Here is a 20,659-nt window from a genome sequence, read left to right on the forward strand (position 1 = left end):
GCTGCGGGATCGTCTCCCGCAGCCGATCCGCATGAGGAGGCTGGCCTGCGACGGTGTGGCGTCTTCATGCGAATCGGTCGAACAAAAACATAAAAACATCCCAAGCATCTCGGCATTCGCCGTCATCCGCAGGCAATCGGAATTCGTTGGAGGAACGACATGAGTTATCAGGCCCCGATCAAGGACATGCAGTTCGTGATGAACGAACTGGCGGATCTGACGAGCATCTCGGCGCTGCCGGGCTATGAGGACGCCTCGCCCGAACTCGCGCAGGCGGTGCTCGAGGAGGCGGCGCGCTTCAATCAGGAAGTGCTCGCCCCGCTGAACGTCATTGGCGACCAGCAGCCGAGCACGTGGAAGGATGGCGTCGTCACGACCACGCCGGGCTTCAAGGAGGCGTTTCGTCAGTTCTCCGAGGCGGGCTGGCAGGGGGTCGTGCATCCGCAAGCGTTTGGCGGGCAGGGGCTGCCGAAGCTGGTGGCCACGCCGTGCACGGAAATGCTCAATGCCGCGAACCTGTCGTTCGCGCTGTGTCCGTTGCTGACCGACGGCGCTGTCGAGGCGTTGCTCACCGCGGGCACTGAGGCACAACGCGCGCTCTACGTCCCGAAACTGCTCTCGGGCGAGTGGACCGGCACGATGAACCTGACCGAGCCGCAAGCGGGTTCCGATCTCGCGATGGTGCGCACGCGCGCCGAACGCGAGGCCGACGGGACGTATCGCATCTTCGGCACGAAGATTTTCATTACGTTCGGCGAACACGACATGGCCGAGAACATCGTGCATCTCGTGCTCGCACGCACCCCCGATGCGCCCGCCGGCGTGAAGGGCATTTCGCTGTTCATCGTGCCGAAGTTTAACGTCGACGCCGAGGGCAATCTCGGGGCGCGCAACGATGTGCATTGTGTGTCGATCGAGCACAAGCTCGGCATCAAGGCGAGCCCGACGGCGGTGCTGCAGTTCGGCGACAACGGCGGGGCAACGGGCTACCTCGTCGGCGAGGAGAATCGCGGCCTCGAATACATGTTCATCATGATGAACGCCGCGCGCTTCGCGGTCGGCATGCAAGGTGTGGCTATCGCCGAGCGTGCGTATCAGCATGCCGTGGCGTACGCCCGCGATCGTTTGCAAAGCCGTCCGGTCGATGGCTCGTCGCGTGACGCCGTAGCCATCATTCATCACCCGGACGTCAAGCGCATGCTAATGACGATGCGTGCGCTGACCGAAGGCGCGCGTGCGCTCGCTTACGTGGCGGCAGCGCACGCCGATATCGGTCACCACGCAGCAGACGCGGCCGAACGCAAACGTGCACAGGCCGTCTATGAATTTCTCGTGCCGATCGTCAAGGGCTGGAGCACCGAGATGTCGCTGGAGGTGACGAGCCTCGGCGTGCAGGTGCACGGCGGCATGGGCTTTATCGAGGAAACGGGCGCGGCGCAGTACTACCGCGACGCGCGCATCCTGCCGATCTACGAAGGCACGACGGCGATTCAGGCGAACGATCTGATCGGCCGCAAGACGCTGCGCGACGGCGGTGCCGTGGCCCGCGCCCTGTGCGAGCAGATCAGGGTGACGGAAAACGAACTGCGTGCGCTGGGCGGCGTGGGGCCGGGCGTGGCAGACCGTCTGGCGAAGGGGCGCGAAGCGCTCTCGATCGCCGTCGACTATGTGCTCGCGAACACGCAGGACAATGCGAATGCAGTGTTTGCAGGCAGCGTGCCGTACCTGACGCTTGCCGGTATCGTGCTGGGGGGATGGCAGATGGGCCGCGCGTTGCTGGCCGCACAGTCGTTGCGCGATCAGGACCCGTCGTTCTACGATGCCAAGATCGGTACCGCGCGCTTCTTCGCGGATCACTTTCTCACGCGAGCGCCGGGTCTTGCCCTGGCGATTACCGAGGGCGCGGCGTCGACCCTGTCGTTGGCCGAAGCACAGTTCTGATCGGCCTGTCACGCTGGCGTGACGCGATCGATGGGAAGGCGGCCGACGGGCCGCTTTCTTTTTGTGCGAGTGCGTCGGATGGACGCGACACAACGGACACAACGGACGAAAAAAAAACGGCACTGCATGCGCAGTGCCGTGTATTGGGTCCCCGCCTCAGCCGCTAAGCCGGCATCCTGAACCGTGAGGTTCAAGGTGGTCGCGGTTAGTAACGCTTCGGGTTCATCAGACAGAGTGACGATCACACCAGCACTACAAACTTCCGCAACCTGCAACAGATCATTGGTTCAAGGAATCTATGACTTTCGCGAACCAGGCAGGGAAAACTAACTTTTTGAATCAAACGGCAGCCAGTGAATTTTCAGCTTTGATACTGTTCGATCACAGCACTCAGTCGTTCGTTCATGCGATTCATTCTACTCTGAATTTCTTCCGCGGGGAATGCTTGTCCAGCAGCAATACTTTTTTCCAGCGCAAGCAATTCGGATGCCAGACTCAAGGCTGCCATGACGGCAATCCGGTCGGTGCCGCGCACGTTGCTTTGAGCACGCACCTTGCTCATCTCGGCATCGACGCGCGACACTGCAGACAGCAAGTCGGCCTCGTGTTCCGGCGGACAGGCGAGCCGGTACGACTGTTCCAGAATATTGACTTCGAGCTGCTTGATCGTCATGCGTTTTCTCCACCGGGGGTGCCGAGCAGATCCATTTGACCTTCAGCGGGGTTCTGCGTCGGGAGCTTTTCCAGAATGGCATTCAGGCGAACCTGCGCTTCGTCGATCTTGGCAGCAAGCTGATCGCGCTGCAGACGCAGGGCGTCGCGCTCGACGCGCAACTGCTCGATGGCGGTGCGTGTGTCGTCGCATTCAGCACGCGCGCGATCGAGTTCGGCGAGCAGCGCTTGGTTGTGTTGATGAAAACGTTGGCTGATCACAACCAACTGTTCAATTTTGTCGGTGAGATTGTCGAGATCGGTGAGCATCGGGCTGCGTCCTCTTAATTGCCCTACATTCTAACGGAATCGGCGGCCAATGCCCGACAAACGAGCATTGACGCTCATTCGAATGGCCCCTACACTTGCGGCACTTCGGTGCTCGCGCACGCCCTCCCGGCATGCGCAGTTAAACGGGAAACAGGGAGCCGCGCCCCCACACGGGCTGGTCAACCTGTGCTGCCCCCGCAACGGTAAGTCATTCTTTCGGCCCGAAAGGTTTCCGAAAACGCGCTTCACCTTCATCGCCACTGTGAGCTGTCCGCTCGCGGGAAGGCCGGTCAGGCGCCACAATGACCAGCCCGGATACCGGCCTGAGTGAGTGGGGAAACGCCATGCCATCCGGCGCAGCCGGTGGCGGGCAGTCGTCGTTTTCATGTGTCGGTGCTTCGCATCCGTGACGTGTCACCGGCGCTCCCCTTGCGCCAGCGGCCTGCGGGGGAACGGGCCTAGGCAATAAAAAAACTACGGAAGTCACACCCGATCATGCGCACCCACGTTCGCGCGATGGCGCTGCACGCGCCTGTCTTGCCACGTCCTACCTGCACTACCCGCATTACGTCTTCACCGGCCACGTTGGTTGCCGCCCCGCACCGTCTTGCCATCGCGGCGGCCCTGTTGGCCGCCAGCATCGGCGCCCATGCCCAGTCGGCCCAGTCCGCCGATGCCGCATCGACGGCGTCGTCCATGCCGGCGGTGCTCGCTGCCAATCCGCCCGACAATCCCGCGACCGACAGCGCCACCGCCGTGCAACTCAAGGCGACCGTGGTGACAGCCTCGCGCACCGAGCAGACGCTCACAGACACGCTGGCGGCCACCTCGGTCATCACGCGCGAAGACATTGAACGCAGCCAGACGCAGGATTTGCCGACGCTGCTGCGCGGGCAGGCCGGCGTGGAAATCGTGCAGAACGGCGGTTTCGGCACGTCGGCCAGCGTCTTCATGCGCGGCGCGGCATCGAACGCTGCGCTCGTGCTCATCGACGGGGTGCCCGTCAACGCAGCCACGACCGGTACGACCAACATCGCCCAGATCCCGGTGTCGCAGATCGACCACATCGAGATCGTGCGCGGCAACGTCTCGGCCCTGTATGGTTCGCAGGCCGTCGGTGGCGTGATCCAGATCTTCACGCGCAAGGGCAACGGCGGCCCGCCCCGCGCCTATGCCGAAGTGGGCTACGGCACGAACAACACCACGCAGGCCAACGCCGGCATTGCCGGCGCGTTCGACGACGGCAAGACCCGCTTTTCCCTGGACGTCTCGCGGTTTCACACCAACGGCATCTCGGCGCAGGACCCGCGCTTCGCGCCGAAGGTCAACCCCAACCGCAACGGCGACGACAACACGAGCGTGAGCGCATCGCTGTCGCGCAAGGTCGGCGACACGTGGGAGGTCGGTGCGCGTCTGTTCCAGAGCGACGGCAGCAGCAGCTACGACAATGCCTACGGCAAGCCCAGCGACCTGAACGACAGCGACGCCCGCGTTCGCCAGATCTCTGGTTATGCGAAGGGCAACCTCACGGACAAGTGGAAGACCCGGATCACCGTCACGCAGGGCGACGACTACAGCTATAACTATCTGAACGGCAGCGGTAACGGCAACTTCCATACGTCGAGCAACCAGATCGACTGGGCCAACGAATATGCGTTCATGCCGGATCAGAAGCTGATCGCCGGCTACACGCGTCTGGAGCAAACGGTCGAGAGCAGTACGAACTACGACCGCAACAACCGCCATCTCGATTCGGGCTACGTCGGATATGAGGGACGATTCGGCAAGCATCAGATTCAGGCCAACGTGCGACGCGACGTGTATTCCGATTTCGGCGGCGCGAACAGCTACTGGGCCGGCTACGGCTACTCGCTCACGTCGCAGTGGAAGGTCATGGCCAATGCGTCGGACGGCTTTCGCGCACCGACCTTCAACGAGCTGTTCTATCCGGGCTTCGGCAATCCGAACCTGCAACCGGAACGTTCGATTTCGAAGGAACTCGCCGTGCAGTTCAACGGCGGCGAGCGCCTCGGCCTGGTCAAGTTGACGGGGTTCCGGACCCACTACACCAACCTGATCCAGTCGCTCACGGTGTTTCCGTACACGGCTGCGAACGTCGCAAACGCGCGCGTCGAGGGCCTGGAGTTGACCTACGCGGGCCGTCCGTTCCTCGGCATGGACGTGCGCGCGTCGTTCACGCGGCAGAACCCAACCGATCTGGATGCCGACAGGCAACTGGCGCGTCGCGCCCGGCAGTTCGGGTCGGTCGGTCTGTCGAAGACGTTCGGCAAATTCACCGTCGGCGGCGATGTCTTCTACAGCGGCGAGCGTTACGATACGGGCGGTCAGCATCTCGGTGCCTACACGCTCGTGAACCTTCAGACACGCTACGATATCGACAAATCCTGGTACGTCTCGGCGCACCTCGACAACGTCTTCAACAAGAACTACCAGACGGTCTATGGCTACAACACCCTCGGACGCGCGATTTACGTCTCGCTCGGCTGGAAGCAGTTCTAACGACGTCCCGGCAGGGCGAGACGTCGCATGACGCTGCGTCGCGCCCTCGCCATCTGGACGGGACTGGCCGGTGTGGCACTGGCCGTTCTCGTGGCGTCGCTCATGCTAGGGAGCGTGCCGGTCTCGCTGCGCGAAATCGGCACGTTGCTGCTCGGCCATGACGCCGGTCTTGCCGGCGACGTGGTCTGGCGTCTGCGTCTGCCGCGTGCACTCGCCGCGTTCGCCTGTGGCGGCCTGCTCGCGGTCGCGGGCACGTTGATGCAAACGCTGTTGCGCAACCCGCTCGCTGACCCTTACGTGCTGGGCATTTCCGGCGGTGCGGGGGTTGCCGCGCTGGCGTCGCTGGCACTCATGCTGCCCTTTTTCTGGGTGCAGACGAGCGCCTTCGCCGGCGCGCTTGCGGCCATTGCCCTCGTGATGGCGCTGTCTCGCCGAAGCTTTCTACGCCATGACGATCACGACAGCAGTACCCAATTGTTGCTGACCGGCGTGATGATGGCCGCCGGCTTTGGCGCGCTCGCCACGCTCATTCTCACCCTCGCACCCGACGCCAGCCTGCGCGGCATGCTGTTCTGGCTCACGGGCGATCTGAACGGCGTCGATCGCGCCTGGTTGCCGCTGATCGCGCTCGCGGCGACGCTGCTCATCGTGTGTCCGGTCGCACATCGCCTGAATGTGCTCCTGCGCGGCGAAGCGGTGGCGCATGGCGTGGGCGTGGCCGTCGGCCCCCTGCGCGTCCGCATCTATCTGGCGGCGTCGCTGGCAACCGCCGTGGCCGTGACCACCGCGGGCAGCATCGGCTTCGTCGGTCTCGTCGTGCCGCACATCCTGCGTCTGCGCTTCGGCAACGATCAGCGCATGCTGCTCCCGGCCGCCGCGCTCGGGGGCGGGGCGTTGCTGATGTTCGCCGATCTTGTGGCGCGCACAGTCATTGCGCCGACGCAATTGCCCGTTGGCGTCATCACGGCGATGATCGGCGTGCCCGTTTTCCTGTGGTTGCTTTCCCGACGGGCCATCCAATGAGCGCGCCGCTGCTGCAAACACACGCGCTGACGCTGCGCGCTGCCGAGCGGGTGCTCGTGGACCAGCTCGATCTCGTGATCGCGCCGGGCGAGTGCTGGTGTCTGGCCGGGCCCAACGGCGCGGGCAAGACGACATTGCTTGGCACGCTCGCCGGACTGCGTCAGGTGGACGAGACACCGGCGCGCGGCGCCCCGCTCAGCGCCAGTGGCCGCGTGACGCTTGGCGGCAAGGCGTTGGCGCAGTGGCGTCCGGCGTCGCTCGCCAAGGTGCGCGCGCTGATGCCGCAACAGACGCGCGACGCGTTCGGCGCCACCGCGCTCGAAGTGGTGCTGACGGGCCGTCATCCCTATCTGGCGCGAGGCCGCTGGGGGGCATGGGAGTCGGACGACGACATCGCCGCCGCCATGGCCGCCCTTGCGCAGGTTGGCCTGGAGCGCCTCGCCGCGCGCGACGTCACCACGCTCTCGGGGGGCGAGCGCCAGCGCGTATCGCTGGCCGCCGTGCTGGCGCAGGCCACGCCGCTGCTGTTGCTTGACGAACCGGTCTCGCATCTCGATCTTCATCACCAGATCGACGCGCTTGAGCGACTCGCCCGCCACGCCGGAGGCATTGATGCCGCCGTCATCTTCTCTTGCCACGATTTGAATCTGGCGCGACGTTTCGCCACGCACGCGCTGCTGCTCGACGGCCGTGGCGGATGGCGCGCCGGCCCGGTGCACGACGTGCTCTGCGCCGAGCATTGCAGCCACGCCTTCGGGTATCCGCTGCGTCTCATTCGCAATGGCGACGACGAGGCCCTCGTGCCCGTGCGTCGCGTGTGAATGGCGCACATGGTGCCTCGACGTGCGGGCGTACACTCTCATCCGCGTGCGGCCGTCTCGCGCCGTACGCCTGCTTTTGACAGGTGCTGTTCATGACACAAGAAACCCCGCAATCCCCATCCCAATCGGAAGCCGACGACGGGCGCAACGCGCGCCATCGCACGCGCATGGCACGCAAGAAGGAGGTGATCGACGACAAGATCGCGCAGGCCCAGCGCGACTGCGGCGTGATCGTCGTCACGACCGGCAATGGCAAGGGCAAATCGAGCTCCGGCTTCGGCATGGTCGTGCGCGCGATGGGGCACGGCATGAAGACGGGCGTCGTGCAGTTCATCAAGGGCGCGATCCCGACGGGTGAGGAGACCTTCCTGCGCCGCTTTCCTTCGGAGTGCGAGTTTTTTGTGATGGGCGAGGGCTACACCTGGGAGACGCAGGACCGCACGCGCGACATCGCGAAGGCCGAAGCGGCCTGGGAGCAAGCGCGCCGAATGTTGCGCGACCCGTCCTTCGGTCTGGTGTTGTTCGACGAGTTGAACATTGCCCTCAAGCTCGGCTATCTCGACGTCGACACGGTGATCGCCGATTTGCAGGCACGACCGGAGATGCAGCACGTGGTGATCACCGGACGCGGCGCCCCGCAAGCGCTGATCGATGTGGCGCACACCGTGACCGATATGACGCCGGTCAAGCATGCGTTTGCCCAGGGCATCCGTGCGCAGGCCGGCGTGGAAATGTAACCACCGCCTCATTGTTTCAGGACGTCACCGTATGAATGCTTTCAGCCCCTCGCTCGCCGAACTGTTCGATATCGCCGCGCCTGCCGCGGCGATGGACACCTCGCTCAGGCACGCCATTGACATCAAGACGAAGCCGCCCGGCAGCCTGGGCACGCTCGAGCGCGTGGCCCATCAGGTCGGCCGGATTCAGCAGAGCGCGACGCCCGATCTCGCGCGTCCGACCATGCTGGTGTTCGCGGGCGATCACGGCATCGTCGCTGCGGGCGTGAGTCCATATCCGCAAGCCGTCACCGCGCAGATGGTGCATAACTTCCTGCGCGGCGGTGCGGCCATCAATGTGTTCTGCCGCACTCACGGCATTGGGCTGGAGGTCGTCAACGCGGGCGTTGCCGCTGATTTTCCGTCGCATGCATCGCTCGTCGACATTCCCGTGGCGCGCGGCACGCAGAACTTCCTGGAAGCGCCCGCCATGACCCGCGAGCAACTCGAAACGGCGTTGGCCGGCGGGGCCGCGCGCGTTGTGGCGCACGCCTCGCTCGGCACGCGCATGATTGGCTTTGGCGAGATGGGCATCGGCAACACGTCGTCGGCGGCGTGTCTGATGCAGCGGCTGACCGGCCTGCCGCTCGCGGCATGTGTCGGGCGCGGCACCGGTGTCGACGACGCCGGTCTCGTGCGAAAGACCGCCATACTCGAGCGTGCGCTGGCGGCGCATCCGCACGTGGGGAATGGGATGCCGGATCCGCTGGAGACGCTCGCCACCTTTGGCGGCTTCGAGATCGCAATGATGACCGGTGCATATCTCGCGGCCGCGAAGTTGGGACTCGTCATCGTGGTGGACGGCTTCATCAGCACATCGGCGCTGTTGGTCGCCGCGCGCGTGTCGCCAGCGGTGCTCGACTATTGCGTCTTCGCGCACGCGTCGGACGAAACCGGCCATCGTGCCATGCTCGAGATCCTCACGGCGACGCCGTTACTGCAACTGGGCCTGCGTCTCGGCGAGGGCACGGGCGCTGCGCTCGCGATGCCGCTCATTCAGGCGGCCGCCGCGTTTCTGCGCGAGATGGCAACGTTCGAAGGGGCGGGCGTGAGTGAGCGCGAGGCGTCGGACCAATGACCCCCTCGTCCCCCGATCCCTCGCGCCCCGCGGGCGATGCCGATGCGCCGTCGAGCGCGTTGGCAACGCAGGATCGCCCGGCGCGCGAAGGAGCTTGCGCAGGGGCGTTCGGGGGCATCAGAGGACAGGTGCGGCTTTTCCTGACCGCGCTCGGGTTCTTCACCCGGGTGCCGATTCCGCCATGGGTCGGTCATTCGCCCGAGCAACTGAATGCCGCGACGCGTTATTTCCCGCTCGTCGGCGTGTTCGTCGGCGCCCTCGTCGCGTTGTTGACGGTGGCGATGGGCCGGTTGTGGTCGCCGCACCTCGCGATCGCATTGGGGTTGGGCATCAGTGTGCTGCTCACCGGGGCTTTTCATGAGGACGGGTTGGCCGATTCGGTCGACGCATTTGGCGGCGCGTTCACGCGCGAGCGCGTGCTGGAGATCATGCACGACTCGCGTATCGGCACCTACGGCGCGGTGGCGTTGTGGCTGGCGCTTGCCGTCAAATGGCAGGCCCTCGTCGACATACAGGCGGCGGCGGGGTGGGGCGGCTTTGCCGTCGTGCTGATCGGCGCGCACGCCGCCAGCCGCAGTATGGCGATCAGTCTGTTGCGCTCGCTCGATTACGTGCGCCCGGAAGGCAAGGCCAAGCCGGTCGCGCAACGTTTGCACCTGCGCGAGCTGCTGTTTGGCGTGGCGTGCAGCGTGCCGTGGTGGGGGTGGCCTGACTGGCGCGCCGGCGTGACGGGCGCGGTGGTGCTGATCGCATTGCGCGCGGGCTTCATCCGGTATCTGCGCCGCCGTCTCGGCGGCTACACCGGCGACACGCTCGGCTTTGCCCAACAACTCGGCGAACTCGCGCTGTATCTCACGGTGTGCGCATGGATCTGATTCTGATGCGGCATCCGCCGCCCGATGTCGCGTCTTCCGTCTGTTACGGCCAGACCGACCTGCCGGTCGATGCGGCGCGCTTCGACGCGTGTGTCGCCGCGATGCGGGCCGGACTCGCGGCGCAACTCGATGGCCGCACGCCGACGGCGATTCACAGCAGTCCCTTGCTGCGCGCACGTCGCGCCGCCGACGCCTTGGCGACGTCGTTCGGCGTGCCCGTGACAGAAGATGCGCGTCTTGCGGAGATGGACTTCGGCGCGTGGGAAATGCGGCCGTGGGACACCCTCGACCGGCGCGATCTCGATGCATGGGCACGCGACATCCATGGATTCTCGCCTCCCGGCGGTGAATCCGCGCGCCACGTCGTGTTGCGCATGCACGCGTGGGCGAGGGCGTTGCGTGCCGGCGCGAACGACGTGCATGTGGCCGTCGCCCACGCTGGACCGATTCGTCTGCACACCGCAACGGCGTTGCGCATGCCGACCACGGCATGCCTGTCATGGGCGCTCGACTTCGGCGCGCTCTGTCACCTTCACGTTGCCGACGACGGCCATGCGCGATTGATTCGCTGGAACGCGTGAGCGGCCGGGCGCCGCCCCGCGACGGCATTACTGCACGGCAGGTTGGCGACGTGCGCGAGCGATATCGAGGTCTTCACACATCGCGCGTGCGCCGTCGAGAATGCGCGGGCCGGGCCGGCTGATGAGGTCGCCGTCGATGCCGAACAGGTTGTTGTGGGCCACGGCAGGCAACTGCGGCCACTTGCGCCAGGCGTCGAGCGTGGCGAGCGGCTTGACGGACGCCGTTGCGCCAGACGTCGCCGTGAACATCGCTTCCGGTCGTTTGGCCAGTACCGCTTCGACGGACACGCGCGGCACGAGCGGCGCTTCGTCGGCGAAGGCGTTCACACCGCCGCACAGCCGGATCACGTCGCTCACCATGGCGTTGCCGTTGAGTGTCATGAGAGGTTGCGTCCACACCTGATAGAAGACCTCGACAGGCGAGCGCGATGCGTACTGCTTGCGCAGCGCTTCGTAGCGCGCGCGAAACGCTTGCGCCGACGCTTGCGCTTTGGCAGGTGTTCCCGTCAACGTGCCCAGCGTCTCGATTGCCGCGGGCAGATCCGTCAGATGCTTCGGCTCGGAATAGAAGATCGGTATTTTCAACTGTCTCAATGCTTCGACCTGACGCTGCGAGTTGCCATGCATCCACACGACGAGCAGGTCGGGTTTGAGCGAGAGAATGCGTTCGAGATCAAGCGCGCTGTTGTCGCCAACGCGCGGCAGGCGACGCGCGGCCTCGGGGTAGTCTGAGTAAGCGACCACGCCCACCACCTTGTCGCCCGCGCCGGCCGCAAACAGCAGCTCGGTCGCGTGCGGCGAGAGGCTCACCACGCGTTGGGCCGGCGCCGGGAGGGTGACCGTGGCACCGGAGTCATCTTTGACGGAGATGGCGGCGTGGGCACTGAGCGTGGCGAGCCAGGCAGCGGCCAGGGCAATTCCATAGCGGCGAATTCCGCGGAGACGGCAAAGCAGGGGCATGGCCGGAAGATTGAGCGGCATCTGGGCGGGCTTGGGGTTGAAGGACGTGGGTTGGCACGGTGGAGCGTCGCGAAAACGCACCGGCCCGCCGGCCGACTCGCCATTCTCTGCGGGTTGTGGCGTCGCGACAAGGGGCTGGCGTGCTGATCCCCGCGAACCGATGTCATGCATGAGAGGTCGAACGATGCGTGACGCGATAGGCTGGAGCGCGTCGGGACATTGGCAGACAATACGTACGGCCCGTGCGCGGGATTCTGGGAGTGGAAGTCGTGAAGCGAAATATCGGAATGAGGCGCGCGTTGACGCTCGCTCTGTTGATGATGCTCGGTGCGTGTGCGGCGCCGGACGGACATGGCGGTGCGAGCACCGCGAACGGCACGAGCAAGGTGCAAGCCTACGGCGTGATCGACGGTGGCGTAACGGTGGTCAAATAGTGGAACGTGTCGATAGACGCAGGGTGCGAAGCCTCGTGGGACAACACGCTGGCGATCGCGTTGCAAGTGAAAACGACCGCGCCCCCAGACTCCGGAGAGTTCTGGGGGCGCGATCGCTAACGCGTTGTCAGGGCGTGACTAAAGCATGACTACATCCTGACTACAGCGTTACTGAAGCGAGACTTCGGCGACCGGTGGATGGCGCACCGTGTAACAGAACCGCTTGCGCGGCAGTGTCCGGCCAACCGGTTGGCGACCTTAGTTGGACGCCGGGGCCGGGGCGGCAGCACCTGCGTCCGACGCCGGCGCGCTCATGGCAGCGCCTGCATCGCTGGCCGGCGCGGCCGTGTCTGCCGCCGGTGCCGATGCCGACGTGTCGGCGGCCGGCGCGGCCGTTTGGTCTTCCTTCTTGGTGCAACCGACCGTCACGACAGCGGCGGTCAGGAGGGTCGCGAGCAACAGAGGCAGTTTTTTCATTTGGTCGTCCTTTTATCGGGGAAAGCCCTTGCGAAAGAACCTTCAGTCTAACGGCGCCCTTCGGCGATGACTGTATGCATTTGTTGCAGAAATGCTTCAATTTGTAACGAAAAAGGGCTCGCGTCTCACGTCGTTTGATACGAGGTAAGCGCAAATGAGGCGACCCTTTGGGCGCGTTACGAGGAAATTGGACGGCCCCTCACTTCCGCAGTTCCCTAAAATGTCATTCGGGGCGCGAGCCGTCGAGTGCCAACTGCAATCGCTGCCATTCGCCCTCGGTCGGCGGCAGGCCGAGCCGCAGACTCGGCAAGGTCCGCGTTTCCCCGTTCGCCACGGTGATCGGACGTGCCTCGAAAAGCCGTGTCCAGATGCCCTGCGCCGCCAACTGGGCGTGCCATCGCGGCGCCATCGCATGCGGTGTCCACGCGAAAAGGGGCGTGCCTTGCGCGGGCCAGCCCCGCCCTCGCAACAGCGCGAGCAGGCGCTCGCCGTCCTTCTCCAAACGCACGCGCGTCGCCGCTTGCCAGGCCGTATCGCGCAGGGCGGTTCGCACCGCGAACCTTGCCGGGCCGCTGACCGTCCACGCGCCAAGTCGCTCGGCCAAGCGCGTCGCCACCCCTTGCGGACAAAGCGCAAAGCCCGCGCGAATGCCCGCCAACCCGAAGAACTTGCCGACCGAGCGCAGCAGGACGAGGCCATCCTCGCCCGCGTGGGACGTCATCGACGCGTGGGGCGACACGTCGGCAAAAGCCTCGTCGACAATTAACATGCCACCGCGCTCGACCAGCAAACCTTGCCATCGGGAGAGCGTCTGGCGTGAAACGCACCGTGTCGTCGGATTGTCCGGATTGACCCACACGAGGTAGTCGACGTCGGGCAAGCCGGCCTCGGGCCCCAGCCATGGCACAAGGGTGTGTCCGGCTTGGGCGAAGGCCGGCGCGTACTCGCTGTAGGTGAGCGAGGCGACGGCGACGCGTCCCGGCGGCAGCAGCGCGGGTAACGCGCGAATGACGGCCTGCGATCCGGCGCACGGCACCACGGCCTGGACAGGCGCGCCGTAGTACTGCGCCGCCACGTCGCGCAGATCGTCGAAGGCATCGGGCAAGTCGCGCCAGACGCTCGCGGGCGGCAGCGGCACGGGATAGCCGTTCGGATTGATGCCGGTGGACAGGTCGAGCCAGTCTTCGCGCGGCCGTTGATACCGCACAATGGCTTCGCCGAGATTGCCGCCATGGCGAGGCGCTGGTGACGCGTACAACGCGGGGAATGCCGTCTCGTTCACAACATTCCCGTCGGCACGCTATCGGCCTGTGAGGCCGCGAAAAGCGCCAGCGCGCCGCCGACGATCAGCCACATCCACATCGAGCGAGAGATGAGCCGCCACGCGGCCTCGATGTGCTGCGGCGACGGCGTCATGCCACAACCGAGCGCCGGACGTGCTTCCCACTCGCCGTGATAGCGGGCGGGGCCGCCCAATTGGACACCGAGACTGCCGGCACCAGCGGCCATCACCGGCCCGGCGTTCGGGCTGGACCAGGCGCTCGCCTGCGTGCGCCAGCAGTCGATGGCCCGGGCGACGTCGCCGAAGATGGCGTAGCTCGCAGCGGTCAGCCGCGCGGGAATCCAGTTGAGGGCGTCGTCGATGCGAGCGGCCGGCCGGCCGAAGTACAGAAACTTGTCGGTGCGATAGCCCCACATGGCGTCGAGCGTGTTCGCGAGTCGGAACAGCACGACGCCGGGCGCACCTGCGATGGCGAACCAGAACAGCGCGCCGAAGATGGCATCGTTGCCGTTCTCCAGCGTTGACTCCACCGCTGCGCGCGCGAGATCGGAGGCACTCGCGTCTTCAGTGTCGCGCGAGACGATGCGAGCGGTGAGCGCGCGCGCTTGCGCCAAGTCGCCGTCGCGCAGTGCCTGGGCGATGGGCATCACATGCTCGCGCAGGCTGCGCGCCCCCAGGGCGGCGTACAACGCGAGCGCCTGCCAGACAATGCCGCCCCAACCGGGCAGGAACGTCAGCGCCCAGGCGATCGCGACGGGCAGTACCAGCATGATCGCCCACGCCCAGGCGCCGCGCACCATGGCGCTGAACGGCTTGTCCTGGATGCCGGGCGCGTTGAGCCAGGCTTCGACGCCGTTGGCGATGTAGCCGAACCCGGCCAGCGGATGCCACCGGCGCGGCTCGCCGAGCCAGGCGTCGAGCAGTACGCCGATCAGGGCGGCGAGCCAGAGCGATTCGGGGGCGATGGCAGTGAGCATTGGCGATTATCCTTTGACGGTCATCGGCAATCCGGCGACGACAAAACGCACTTGCGGGGCGCGTGCCGCGACACGCTGGTTCAGACGGCCCAGCTCATCGACGTAGCGGCGCGTCAGCGAGCCCATCGGAATCACGCCGAGTCCGATTTCGTTGCTGACGACAACGATCTTGCCGGGCAGCGATTCCAGCGTCCGGTCGAGCGATTCGACGACACCGTGCCACTGCGTATCGCTGGCGGGCCCGTCGGGATGATCGTCGGGCGGGCAGAGCCAACCGGCCAGCCACAGCGGCAGACAGTCGACCAGTACGCAATGACCGTCACGGGCGACGTCGCGCAGCGTTCCCGTGAGATCGCGTCCGACTTCCACGGTGCGCCAGTGCGCCGGACGGCTGGCGCGATGGTGGGCGATGCGCGCGCGCATCTCGGGCTCGTCGCTTACCGCGGCGGTAGCGACGTAGGTGACCGGCAGGCCGCTTTGTCCGGCGAGACGTTCGGCGAACGCACTCTTGCCGGAGCGCGCGCCACCCAGCACGAAAGTCAGGTCGAGGGCACTCATGGGCAATATTGTACGAGCGGCCGATGCGATAATTCGCGTCATGAGTGAATTCCCTGTCAATTTCGCGGCGCCCGCACGCGCCTATCGGGGCACCCTGATGATTCAGGGCACGTCGTCCGATGCCGGCAAGAGCACTTTGGTCGCCGGTCTGTGCCGTTTGCTCCATCGTGAAGGCGTGCGCGTGGCACCCTTCAAGCCGCAGAACATGGCGCTCAACAGTGCCGTGACGGCCGACGGCGGCGAGATCGGTCGGGCGCAGGCCTTGCAGGCGCAGGCGGCCGGCATCGCGCCGCACACCGACTTCAATCCCGTGCTGCTCAAACCGAGCAGCGACCGCGGCGCGCAGGTCATCATCGGCGGCAAGGTCATGGCCGATCTCGATGCGCGTGCGTATCACGAGTACAAGCCCCGTGCGATGGCCGCCGTGCTGGCCGCTTACCAGCGCTTGCGCACCGGCTACGATGCGGTGCTCGTCGAAGGGGCCGGCAGTCCGGCCGAGGTGAACCTGCGCGCGCGCGACATCGCGAACATGGGCTTCGCCGAGGCGGTCGACGCGCCAGTGTTGCTCGTCGCCGATATCGACCGGGGCGGTGTGTTCGCGCAATTGCTCGGCACGCTCGCGTGTCTGTCCGAGAGCGAGCGTGCACGCATCAAGGGTTTCGTCATCAACCGGTTTCGAGGCGATCCGTCGCTGTTGACCAGTGGCCTCGATTGGTTGGAGGCGTGCACCGGCATCCCGGTGCTGGGCGTGTTGCCCTATCTTCACGGCCTGCACCTGGATGGCGAAGACATGCTGCCCGACGAGCGCCACTCGGCCGCGCGCAGCGAGACGCGCCTGCGCGTCGCGGTACCCGCTTTGCCACGCATCAGCAATCACACCGACTTCGACGCCTTGCGGGCGCACCCGCAGGTCGATTTCCGCTATGTCAGTGCGGGCGATTCGTGGCCCGACAGCGATCTCGTGATTCTGCCCGGCAGCAAGCATGTGCGTGCCGATCTGGCATGGCTGCGGGGGCAGGGTTGGGCGCCGGCCATCGCACGGCATCTGCGCTACGGCGGCAAGGTGCTAGGTATCTGCGGGGGCTTGCAGATGCTCGGGACGTCGATTCACGATCCGCTCGGGCTGGAAGGCGAGGCGGGGACGACCGCCGGCCTCGGATGGCTCGACCTCGAGACCACGATGCAGCCGCAAAAGCAGCTCCGTGTCGTGACGGGACACCTCGCCGTCGGCGATGCCCCCGTGAGCGGCTATGAGATCCACATGGGCGTGACGCACGGGGCGGCGCTCGAGCGGCCGGCTGTCTGGTTGGCGGGCGACGCGAGCCACGCGGCGCAATCGAGTGAAGCGGCCGCCCGCGCCGACGGCGCCCGCTCGGCCGACGATCAGGTGATGGGCACCTACCTGCATGGCCTGTTCGATACGCCACAGTCCCTGCAAGCGCTGCTCACGTGGGCCGGCGCCGGTGATGTCGAAGCGCAGGACTACAACGCGCTACGCGAGGCGTCGCTCGACCGGTTGGCGGATTCGCTGGCGGCGCATCTGGATCTATCGCGGGTCTGGGCATGTCTGTATGAGTGCACAGCGAAGGTGGACTGACGCGAGGCCGCCATCCCGCCGTTGTAAGATGAACGGCAAATCGACCTAGGGGAGTCTGCAATGCCGGTGATTGTGGTGGCGAATCCGAAGGGGGGAGTGGGCAAGAGTACGCTGGCGACGAATCTGGCCGGCTATCTGGCCGCGCAGGGGCATGCGGTGATGCTCGGTGACACGGATCGGCAGCAGTCGTCGCGGGCCTGGTTGGGCTTGCGCCCGCCTGGACTGCGTCCGATCGCCACCTGGGATGTCGATCACAACGATGTCGCCCGTCCACCCAAGGGCACGACCCATGCGGTGCTCGATACCCCCGCGGGTTTGCACGGCAAGCGACTCGAGTCGATCCTCAAACTCGCCGACTACGTGCTGGTGCCGCTGCAGCCGTCGATCTTCGATATTCTCGCCACACGCGATTTCCTGCAAAAGCTGGGCGAGGAGCGGGCGGTGCGTCAGGGCGATGTCCGTATCGGCGTGGTCGGCATGCGGGTCGATGCCCGCACTCGCGCGGCCGATCAGCTCTCGCGCTACTGCGAGGAGGCCGGCTTGCCGGTGCTCGGCATGCTGCGCAACACGCAGAACTATGTGCAGCTCGCCGCGCACGGCCTCACGCTGTGGGACGTGGCGCCGGGACGCGTTGAGCGCGATCTGCCGCAGTGGGAGGGCATTACGGCCTTCGTCGCGAAGTGATCGTCTGCGCGGCGGTCAATGCGCCGGCGCGACGACAATGACCAAGGGGCCCGCAGGCCCCTTGGTCATTCGATACTTGTCGTTGGCGTTGACGCGCGGCCTTACTTGGCCGCTTGCGCCGCCTCGAAGGCGCGTGTCTCTTCCCACGCTTGCAGCGGCACGTGATCGCGTTCGCCCTTCTGCACGTTCTTCTCGTCGACGAACACCAGCTTGGGCTTGAACCCGGCCAGTACTTCCTTTTCCTCGACCTGTGCGTACGACACGATGATGACGACGTCGCCCAGTTGCGCGCGGCGGGCCGCGGCGCCATTGAGCGAGATCATGCCGCTACCGCGCTCGCCGCGAATGGCATAGGTCGTGAAGCGTTCGCCGTTGTTGACGTTGAAGATGTCGATTTGCTCATTTTCGACAAGGCCCGAGGCTTCGAGCAGGTTCTCGTCGATCGCACACGAGCCTTCGTAATGCAATTCGCAATGCGTCACGGTGGCGCGGTGGATCTTCGACTTGAGCATGGTGCGGTACATGGCTTGCCTCTAGTATTGCGGTGTCGCGCGAGCGGCGCGACGAAAGATGCGCGTGCAACCGGCACGCGCGGCTTGCGTCGGGAGCACACGGCAACGGTCGTTCGACCGTATGCGGCGTGCCCGGCGCTCAGATTTCGAGATTGTCGATCAGTCGTGTCGCGCCGAGCTTGGCGGCCGCAAGCACCACCAGGCTCTCGGCCGGTGCGGCGCCAGGGGCCGGCACGCGCAGGTTGGCGCGTTGGCGAATCGCCACGTAATCCGGCTTCCAGCCGCGCTCGGTCAGCGTTTGCATGGCTGCGGCTTCGAGCGCCGCATAGTCGGTTTTGCCCCCGTTGACGTCGTCGCGGACCTGGCCCAGCAGACGATAGAGCTGCGGCGCTTCCGCGCGCTCGGCGTCCGACAGGTAGCGGTTGCGCGAGGACAGCGCCAGGCCGTCGTCGGCACGCACGGTCTCGGCGGCGATGATTTCGATGGGCAGCGCGAACTGACGACACATGCTGCGCACGATCATCAGTTGCTGGTAATCCTTCTTGCCGAACACCGCCACGCGCGGCTGCACGCACGAGAAGAGCTTGGTGACGACCGTACACACGCCCTTGAAGAAGCCCGGGCGGAACTCGCCTTCGAGAATGTCGCCCAGATCGTGCGGCGGCTCGACGCGGTATTCCTGCGGCTCCGGATACATCTCCCTTTCGTCCGGCGAGAACAGCACGTAGACGTTCTCGCGCGTGAGCTTCTCGACGTCGTCCGCCATGGTGCGGGGATACTTGTCGAAGTCTTCGTTCGGTCCGAATTGCAGGCGGTTCACGAAGATGCTGGCAACGACCGGGTCGCCGTGCTGGCGCGCCAGCCGCATGAGCGACAGATGCCCGTCATGCAGATTGCCCATCGTGGGCACGAAGGCGACGCGATTCTGTCCGCGCAGTTGGTCGCGCAGTTCATGAATCGAAGGGATGACTTTCATTGAGGTTCCGTGCGTGGCGTACGTGTGTGTTACGTCCAGGCGTGGCGCGTGCCTTGTCCGGCAAGGGCGTGGCCGCCAAAACGTCCGGGCGATTGTAGAGGAAATCTCAATGGGCGTGCGCAAAACCGCGCTGGCATGGCGGACTCGCGCCGCCCCGAGTTTTCCTGGGCGCTTCGTTGGGCGCTCAGTTGGGCGAGTAGGTCAGGCGGACATAGATCGGCGCAAACGGCTCGGCCTGGGTGATCTCCAGCAACGACTCGCGCGAGAGTTCGAGCATGGCGATGAAGTTGACCACCACGACCGGCACGCCGCGCGTGACGTCGAACAGTTCGGTGAACTCCATGAAGCGTGCGCCTTGCAAGCGTCGCAGAATCTGGCTCATGTGCTCGCGCACGGACAACTCTTCACGCGAGATCTTGTGATGCTGCACGAGCTTGGCCCGGCGCAGCACTTCGGCCCACGCGGCGCGCAGGTCCTCGGCGTCGACATCGGGGAAGCGCGGCTGCAGGCTTTGCTCGATATAGACCTGCGAGCGCAGAAAGTCGCGGCCGAGCACCGGCAGCGTGTCAAGCTTCTGCGCGGCGAGCTTCATCTGTTCATACTCGAGCAGCCTGCGCACGAGTTCCGCGCGCGGGTCCTCGGCGTCTTCACCGGTGTCGGCCTTCTTGACCGGCAGCAGCATGCGCGACTTGATCTCGATGAGCATCGCGGCCATGAGCAGATACTCGGACGCGAGCTCGAGATTGGTCCGGCGGATCTGTTCGACGTAGAGCAGGTACTGCTTCGTGACCTGCGCCATCGGGATGTCGAGCACGTTGAAGTTCTGCTTGCGGATCAGATACAGCAGCAAGTCGAGCGGGCCTTCGAAAGCTTCGAGGAAGATTTCGAGCGCGTCCGGCGGAATGTACAGATCGTTTGGCAGGGCGAAGAGCGGCTCGCCATACAGGCGCGCACGCGCCACGCCGTCGACCGTGTCGGGCGTGGAGTCCTGTCCGCTGTGCGGCGCGGGCAGCTCCGTCGTCGCGCTGTCGGCCGGGCGCGGCTGGGGCGATGCTGGCCCCGGCGCGTCCGGGGCTTCCGGTCGGTCCGAGATCTCCGGTGCGTACGATGCCTCTGACGCCGTCGCATCGACGTGCGCCGACGCCGGCGCGACGTCGGGGATCGGCTCGGGCGTGTACGACGGATCGTCGGGCGGACTCGGATTCAAGACGGGACTCGGCCGGGCAGCGGCGACTTACTCGCCCTGATAGACGTAGGGCTGCTGGGCCACGCGCGACTGCTGGGCCTGGCGGCGCTCATCCAAATCGATCGGCTGCTTGTCCCACAGCAGGGCGCGACCTTGACGTTGTTCGGCTTCCAGCGTCGGCTTCTCGGTCTTCAGTTGCTTGATGAATTGGGTGATGTCGGATTCGTACATGGTCGATTGCTCGAAAAATAGGCAGCAGCGGCGCCATCGGGGCGGCGCCAATCGACGCAGATTCTACCGCAAACCCGTCCCTGGCCCACCGTTTTGGCTGTTTTGGGCCAAGCGGGTGAACGGGCGGAAGGGTTATGGTCAAATACGTCCCATATACGCCTTACACGCGCATCGCCCGCGCCAATGCTG

22 protein-coding genes, 1 other RNA gene and 1 riboswitch are annotated in these 20,659 nt (G+C 65.6%); of the genes, 11 read left to right on the top strand and 12 right to left on the bottom strand.

Annotated elements, in window-relative coordinates; translation table 11 throughout:
* The first annotated feature begins 159 nt into the window (after positions 1–159).
* A complete protein-coding gene (locus tag PCE31106_RS18485) occupies positions 160–1,941 on the top strand; it encodes an acyl-CoA dehydrogenase (protein ID WP_150564291.1) in 1,782 nt (593 codons plus the stop codon).
* Positions 1,942–2,085: 144 nt separating this feature from the next.
* Here the strand turns inward: PCE31106_RS18485 and ssrS are convergent.
* The 3 genes from ssrS to PCE31106_RS18500 form a co-directional block, all read right to left on the bottom strand.
* Positions 2,086–2,267, bottom strand: a non-coding RNA gene (gene ssrS / locus PCE31106_RS18490) — 6S RNA.
* Positions 2,268–2,302: 35 nt separating this feature from the next.
* Positions 2,303–2,614 (bottom strand): cell division protein ZapA, encoded by a 312-nt coding sequence (locus tag PCE31106_RS18495; protein WP_150564292.1) that lies wholly within the window; start codon positions 2,612–2,614, stop codon positions 2,303–2,305.
* Complete coding sequence (locus tag PCE31106_RS18500; protein ID WP_017235031.1) at positions 2,611–2,922, bottom strand: hypothetical protein; 312 nt, start codon at positions 2,920–2,922, stop codon at positions 2,611–2,613. The genes PCE31106_RS18495 and PCE31106_RS18500 overlap by 4 nt, the downstream gene beginning before the upstream one ends.
* An 89-nt stretch (positions 2,923–3,011) precedes the next feature.
* Positions 3,012–3,263: riboswitch (cobalamin riboswitch) on the top strand.
* A 154-nt stretch (positions 3,264–3,417) separates the two neighbouring features.
* Here PCE31106_RS18500 and PCE31106_RS18505 point away from each other — a divergent pair.
* The 7 genes from PCE31106_RS18505 to PCE31106_RS18535 all read left to right on the top strand — a co-directional run bounded on the left by PCE31106_RS18505 (position 3,418) and on the right by PCE31106_RS18535 (position 10,596).
* Positions 3,418–5,442: a TonB-dependent receptor plug domain-containing protein gene (locus tag PCE31106_RS18505; RefSeq protein WP_150564293.1), complete on the top strand. Its 2,025-nt coding sequence runs from the start codon at positions 3,418–3,420 to the stop codon at positions 5,440–5,442.
* Between the two features lie 27 nt (positions 5,443–5,469).
* Positions 5,470–6,465, top strand: a complete 996-nt coding sequence (locus PCE31106_RS18510; RefSeq protein WP_150564294.1) for a FecCD family ABC transporter permease — start codon at positions 5,470–5,472, stop codon at positions 6,463–6,465.
* Positions 6,462–7,286: an ABC transporter ATP-binding protein gene (locus PCE31106_RS18515; protein WP_150564295.1), complete on the top strand. Its 825-nt coding sequence runs from the start codon at positions 6,462–6,464 to the stop codon at positions 7,284–7,286. The genes PCE31106_RS18510 and PCE31106_RS18515 overlap by 4 nt, the downstream gene beginning before the upstream one ends.
* A 92-nt stretch (positions 7,287–7,378) precedes the next feature.
* The gene (cobO, locus tag PCE31106_RS18520) at positions 7,379–8,023 is read left to right on the top strand and encodes a cob(I)yrinic acid a,c-diamide adenosyltransferase (RefSeq protein WP_026132160.1); all 645 of its coding nucleotides are present in this window, start codon (positions 7,379–7,381) and stop codon (positions 8,021–8,023) included.
* A 31-nt stretch (positions 8,024–8,054) separates the two neighbouring features.
* A complete protein-coding gene (gene cobT / locus PCE31106_RS18525) occupies positions 8,055–9,140 on the top strand; it encodes a nicotinate-nucleotide--dimethylbenzimidazole phosphoribosyltransferase (protein ID WP_150564296.1) in 1,086 nt (361 codons plus the stop codon).
* On the top strand, positions 9,137–10,015 hold the full coding sequence (locus tag PCE31106_RS18530; RefSeq protein WP_254441176.1) for an adenosylcobinamide-GDP ribazoletransferase: 879 nt from the start codon (positions 9,137–9,139) through the stop codon (positions 10,013–10,015). Before cobT ends, PCE31106_RS18530 begins: the two co-directional genes overlap by 4 nt.
* Positions 10,006–10,596 (top strand): histidine phosphatase family protein, encoded by a 591-nt coding sequence (locus PCE31106_RS18535; protein ID WP_150564297.1) that lies wholly within the window; start codon positions 10,006–10,008, stop codon positions 10,594–10,596. Before PCE31106_RS18530 ends, PCE31106_RS18535 begins: the two co-directional genes overlap by 10 nt.
* Before the next feature lie 27 nt (positions 10,597–10,623).
* Here the strand turns inward: PCE31106_RS18535 and PCE31106_RS18540 are convergent, their stop codons facing one another.
* Positions 10,624–11,577, bottom strand: coding sequence for a cobalamin-binding protein (locus PCE31106_RS18540; RefSeq protein WP_017235040.1), 954 nt, complete (start codon positions 11,575–11,577; stop codon positions 10,624–10,626).
* 278 nt (positions 11,578–11,855) lie between these two features.
* On the opposite strand from PCE31106_RS18540, the gene PCE31106_RS24495 reads away from it, so the two are divergent.
* Positions 11,856–11,990: a hypothetical protein gene (locus PCE31106_RS24495; RefSeq protein ID WP_302476060.1), complete on the top strand. Its 135-nt coding sequence runs from the start codon at positions 11,856–11,858 to the stop codon at positions 11,988–11,990.
* A 258-nt stretch (positions 11,991–12,248) separates the two neighbouring features.
* On the opposite strand, the gene PCE31106_RS18545 is transcribed toward PCE31106_RS24495, so the two are convergent.
* From PCE31106_RS18545 to cobU, 4 genes are all read right to left on the bottom strand, one after another.
* Positions 12,249–12,467, bottom strand: a complete 219-nt coding sequence (locus PCE31106_RS18545; protein WP_017235042.1) for a hypothetical protein — start codon at positions 12,465–12,467, stop codon at positions 12,249–12,251.
* Positions 12,468–12,690: 223 nt separating this feature from the next.
* Complete coding sequence (gene cobD, locus PCE31106_RS18550; protein WP_254441178.1) at positions 12,691–13,749, bottom strand: threonine-phosphate decarboxylase CobD; 1,059 nt, start codon at positions 13,747–13,749, stop codon at positions 12,691–12,693.
* Positions 13,746–14,726, bottom strand: a complete 981-nt coding sequence (gene cbiB, locus PCE31106_RS18555) for an adenosylcobinamide-phosphate synthase CbiB (protein ID WP_017235044.1) — start codon at positions 14,724–14,726, stop codon at positions 13,746–13,748. Before cbiB ends, cobD begins: the two co-directional genes overlap by 4 nt.
* A 6-nt stretch (positions 14,727–14,732) precedes the next feature.
* Positions 14,733–15,284: a bifunctional adenosylcobinamide kinase/adenosylcobinamide-phosphate guanylyltransferase gene (cobU, locus tag PCE31106_RS18560; RefSeq protein ID WP_017235045.1), complete on the bottom strand. Its 552-nt coding sequence runs from the start codon at positions 15,282–15,284 to the stop codon at positions 14,733–14,735.
* A gap of 40 nt (positions 15,285–15,324) precedes the next feature.
* On the opposite strand from cobU, the gene PCE31106_RS18565 reads away from it, so the two are divergent.
* Complete coding sequence (locus tag PCE31106_RS18565) at positions 15,325–16,881, top strand: cobyric acid synthase (RefSeq protein ID WP_150564298.1); 1,557 nt, start codon at positions 15,325–15,327, stop codon at positions 16,879–16,881.
* Between the two features lie 60 nt (positions 16,882–16,941).
* Positions 16,942–17,565 carry a nucleotide-binding protein gene (locus PCE31106_RS18570; RefSeq protein WP_017235047.1) on the top strand — a complete coding sequence of 208 codons (624 nt, stop codon included), beginning with the start codon at positions 16,942–16,944 and terminating at the stop codon, positions 17,563–17,565.
* A gap of 101 nt (positions 17,566–17,666) precedes the next feature.
* Here the strand turns inward: PCE31106_RS18570 and panD are convergent, their stop codons facing one another.
* The 4 genes from panD to PCE31106_RS18590 all read right to left on the bottom strand — a co-directional run bounded on the left by panD (position 17,667) and on the right by PCE31106_RS18590 (position 20,470).
* Entirely contained in the window at positions 17,667–18,089 is a 423-nt protein-coding gene (panD, locus tag PCE31106_RS18575; protein ID WP_017235048.1) for an aspartate 1-decarboxylase, read from the bottom strand.
* A 127-nt stretch (positions 18,090–18,216) separates the two neighbouring features.
* On the bottom strand, positions 18,217–19,053 hold the full coding sequence (gene panC / locus PCE31106_RS18580) for a pantoate--beta-alanine ligase (RefSeq protein ID WP_017235049.1): 837 nt from the start codon (positions 19,051–19,053) through the stop codon (positions 18,217–18,219).
* Positions 19,054–19,237: 184 nt separating this feature from the next.
* Complete coding sequence (locus PCE31106_RS18585; protein WP_150564360.1) at positions 19,238–20,146, bottom strand: segregation and condensation protein A; 909 nt, start codon at positions 20,144–20,146, stop codon at positions 19,238–19,240.
* A gap of 141 nt (positions 20,147–20,287) precedes the next feature.
* Positions 20,288–20,470: a DUF3460 family protein gene (locus PCE31106_RS18590; RefSeq protein ID WP_017235051.1), complete on the bottom strand. Its 183-nt coding sequence runs from the start codon at positions 20,468–20,470 to the stop codon at positions 20,288–20,290.
* Positions 20,471–20,659: the final 189 nt, after the last annotated feature.

The organism is Pandoraea cepalis, from assembly GCF_902459665.1.
GTDB classification, from domain to species: Bacteria; Pseudomonadota; Gammaproteobacteria; order Burkholderiales; family Burkholderiaceae; genus Pandoraea; species Pandoraea cepalis.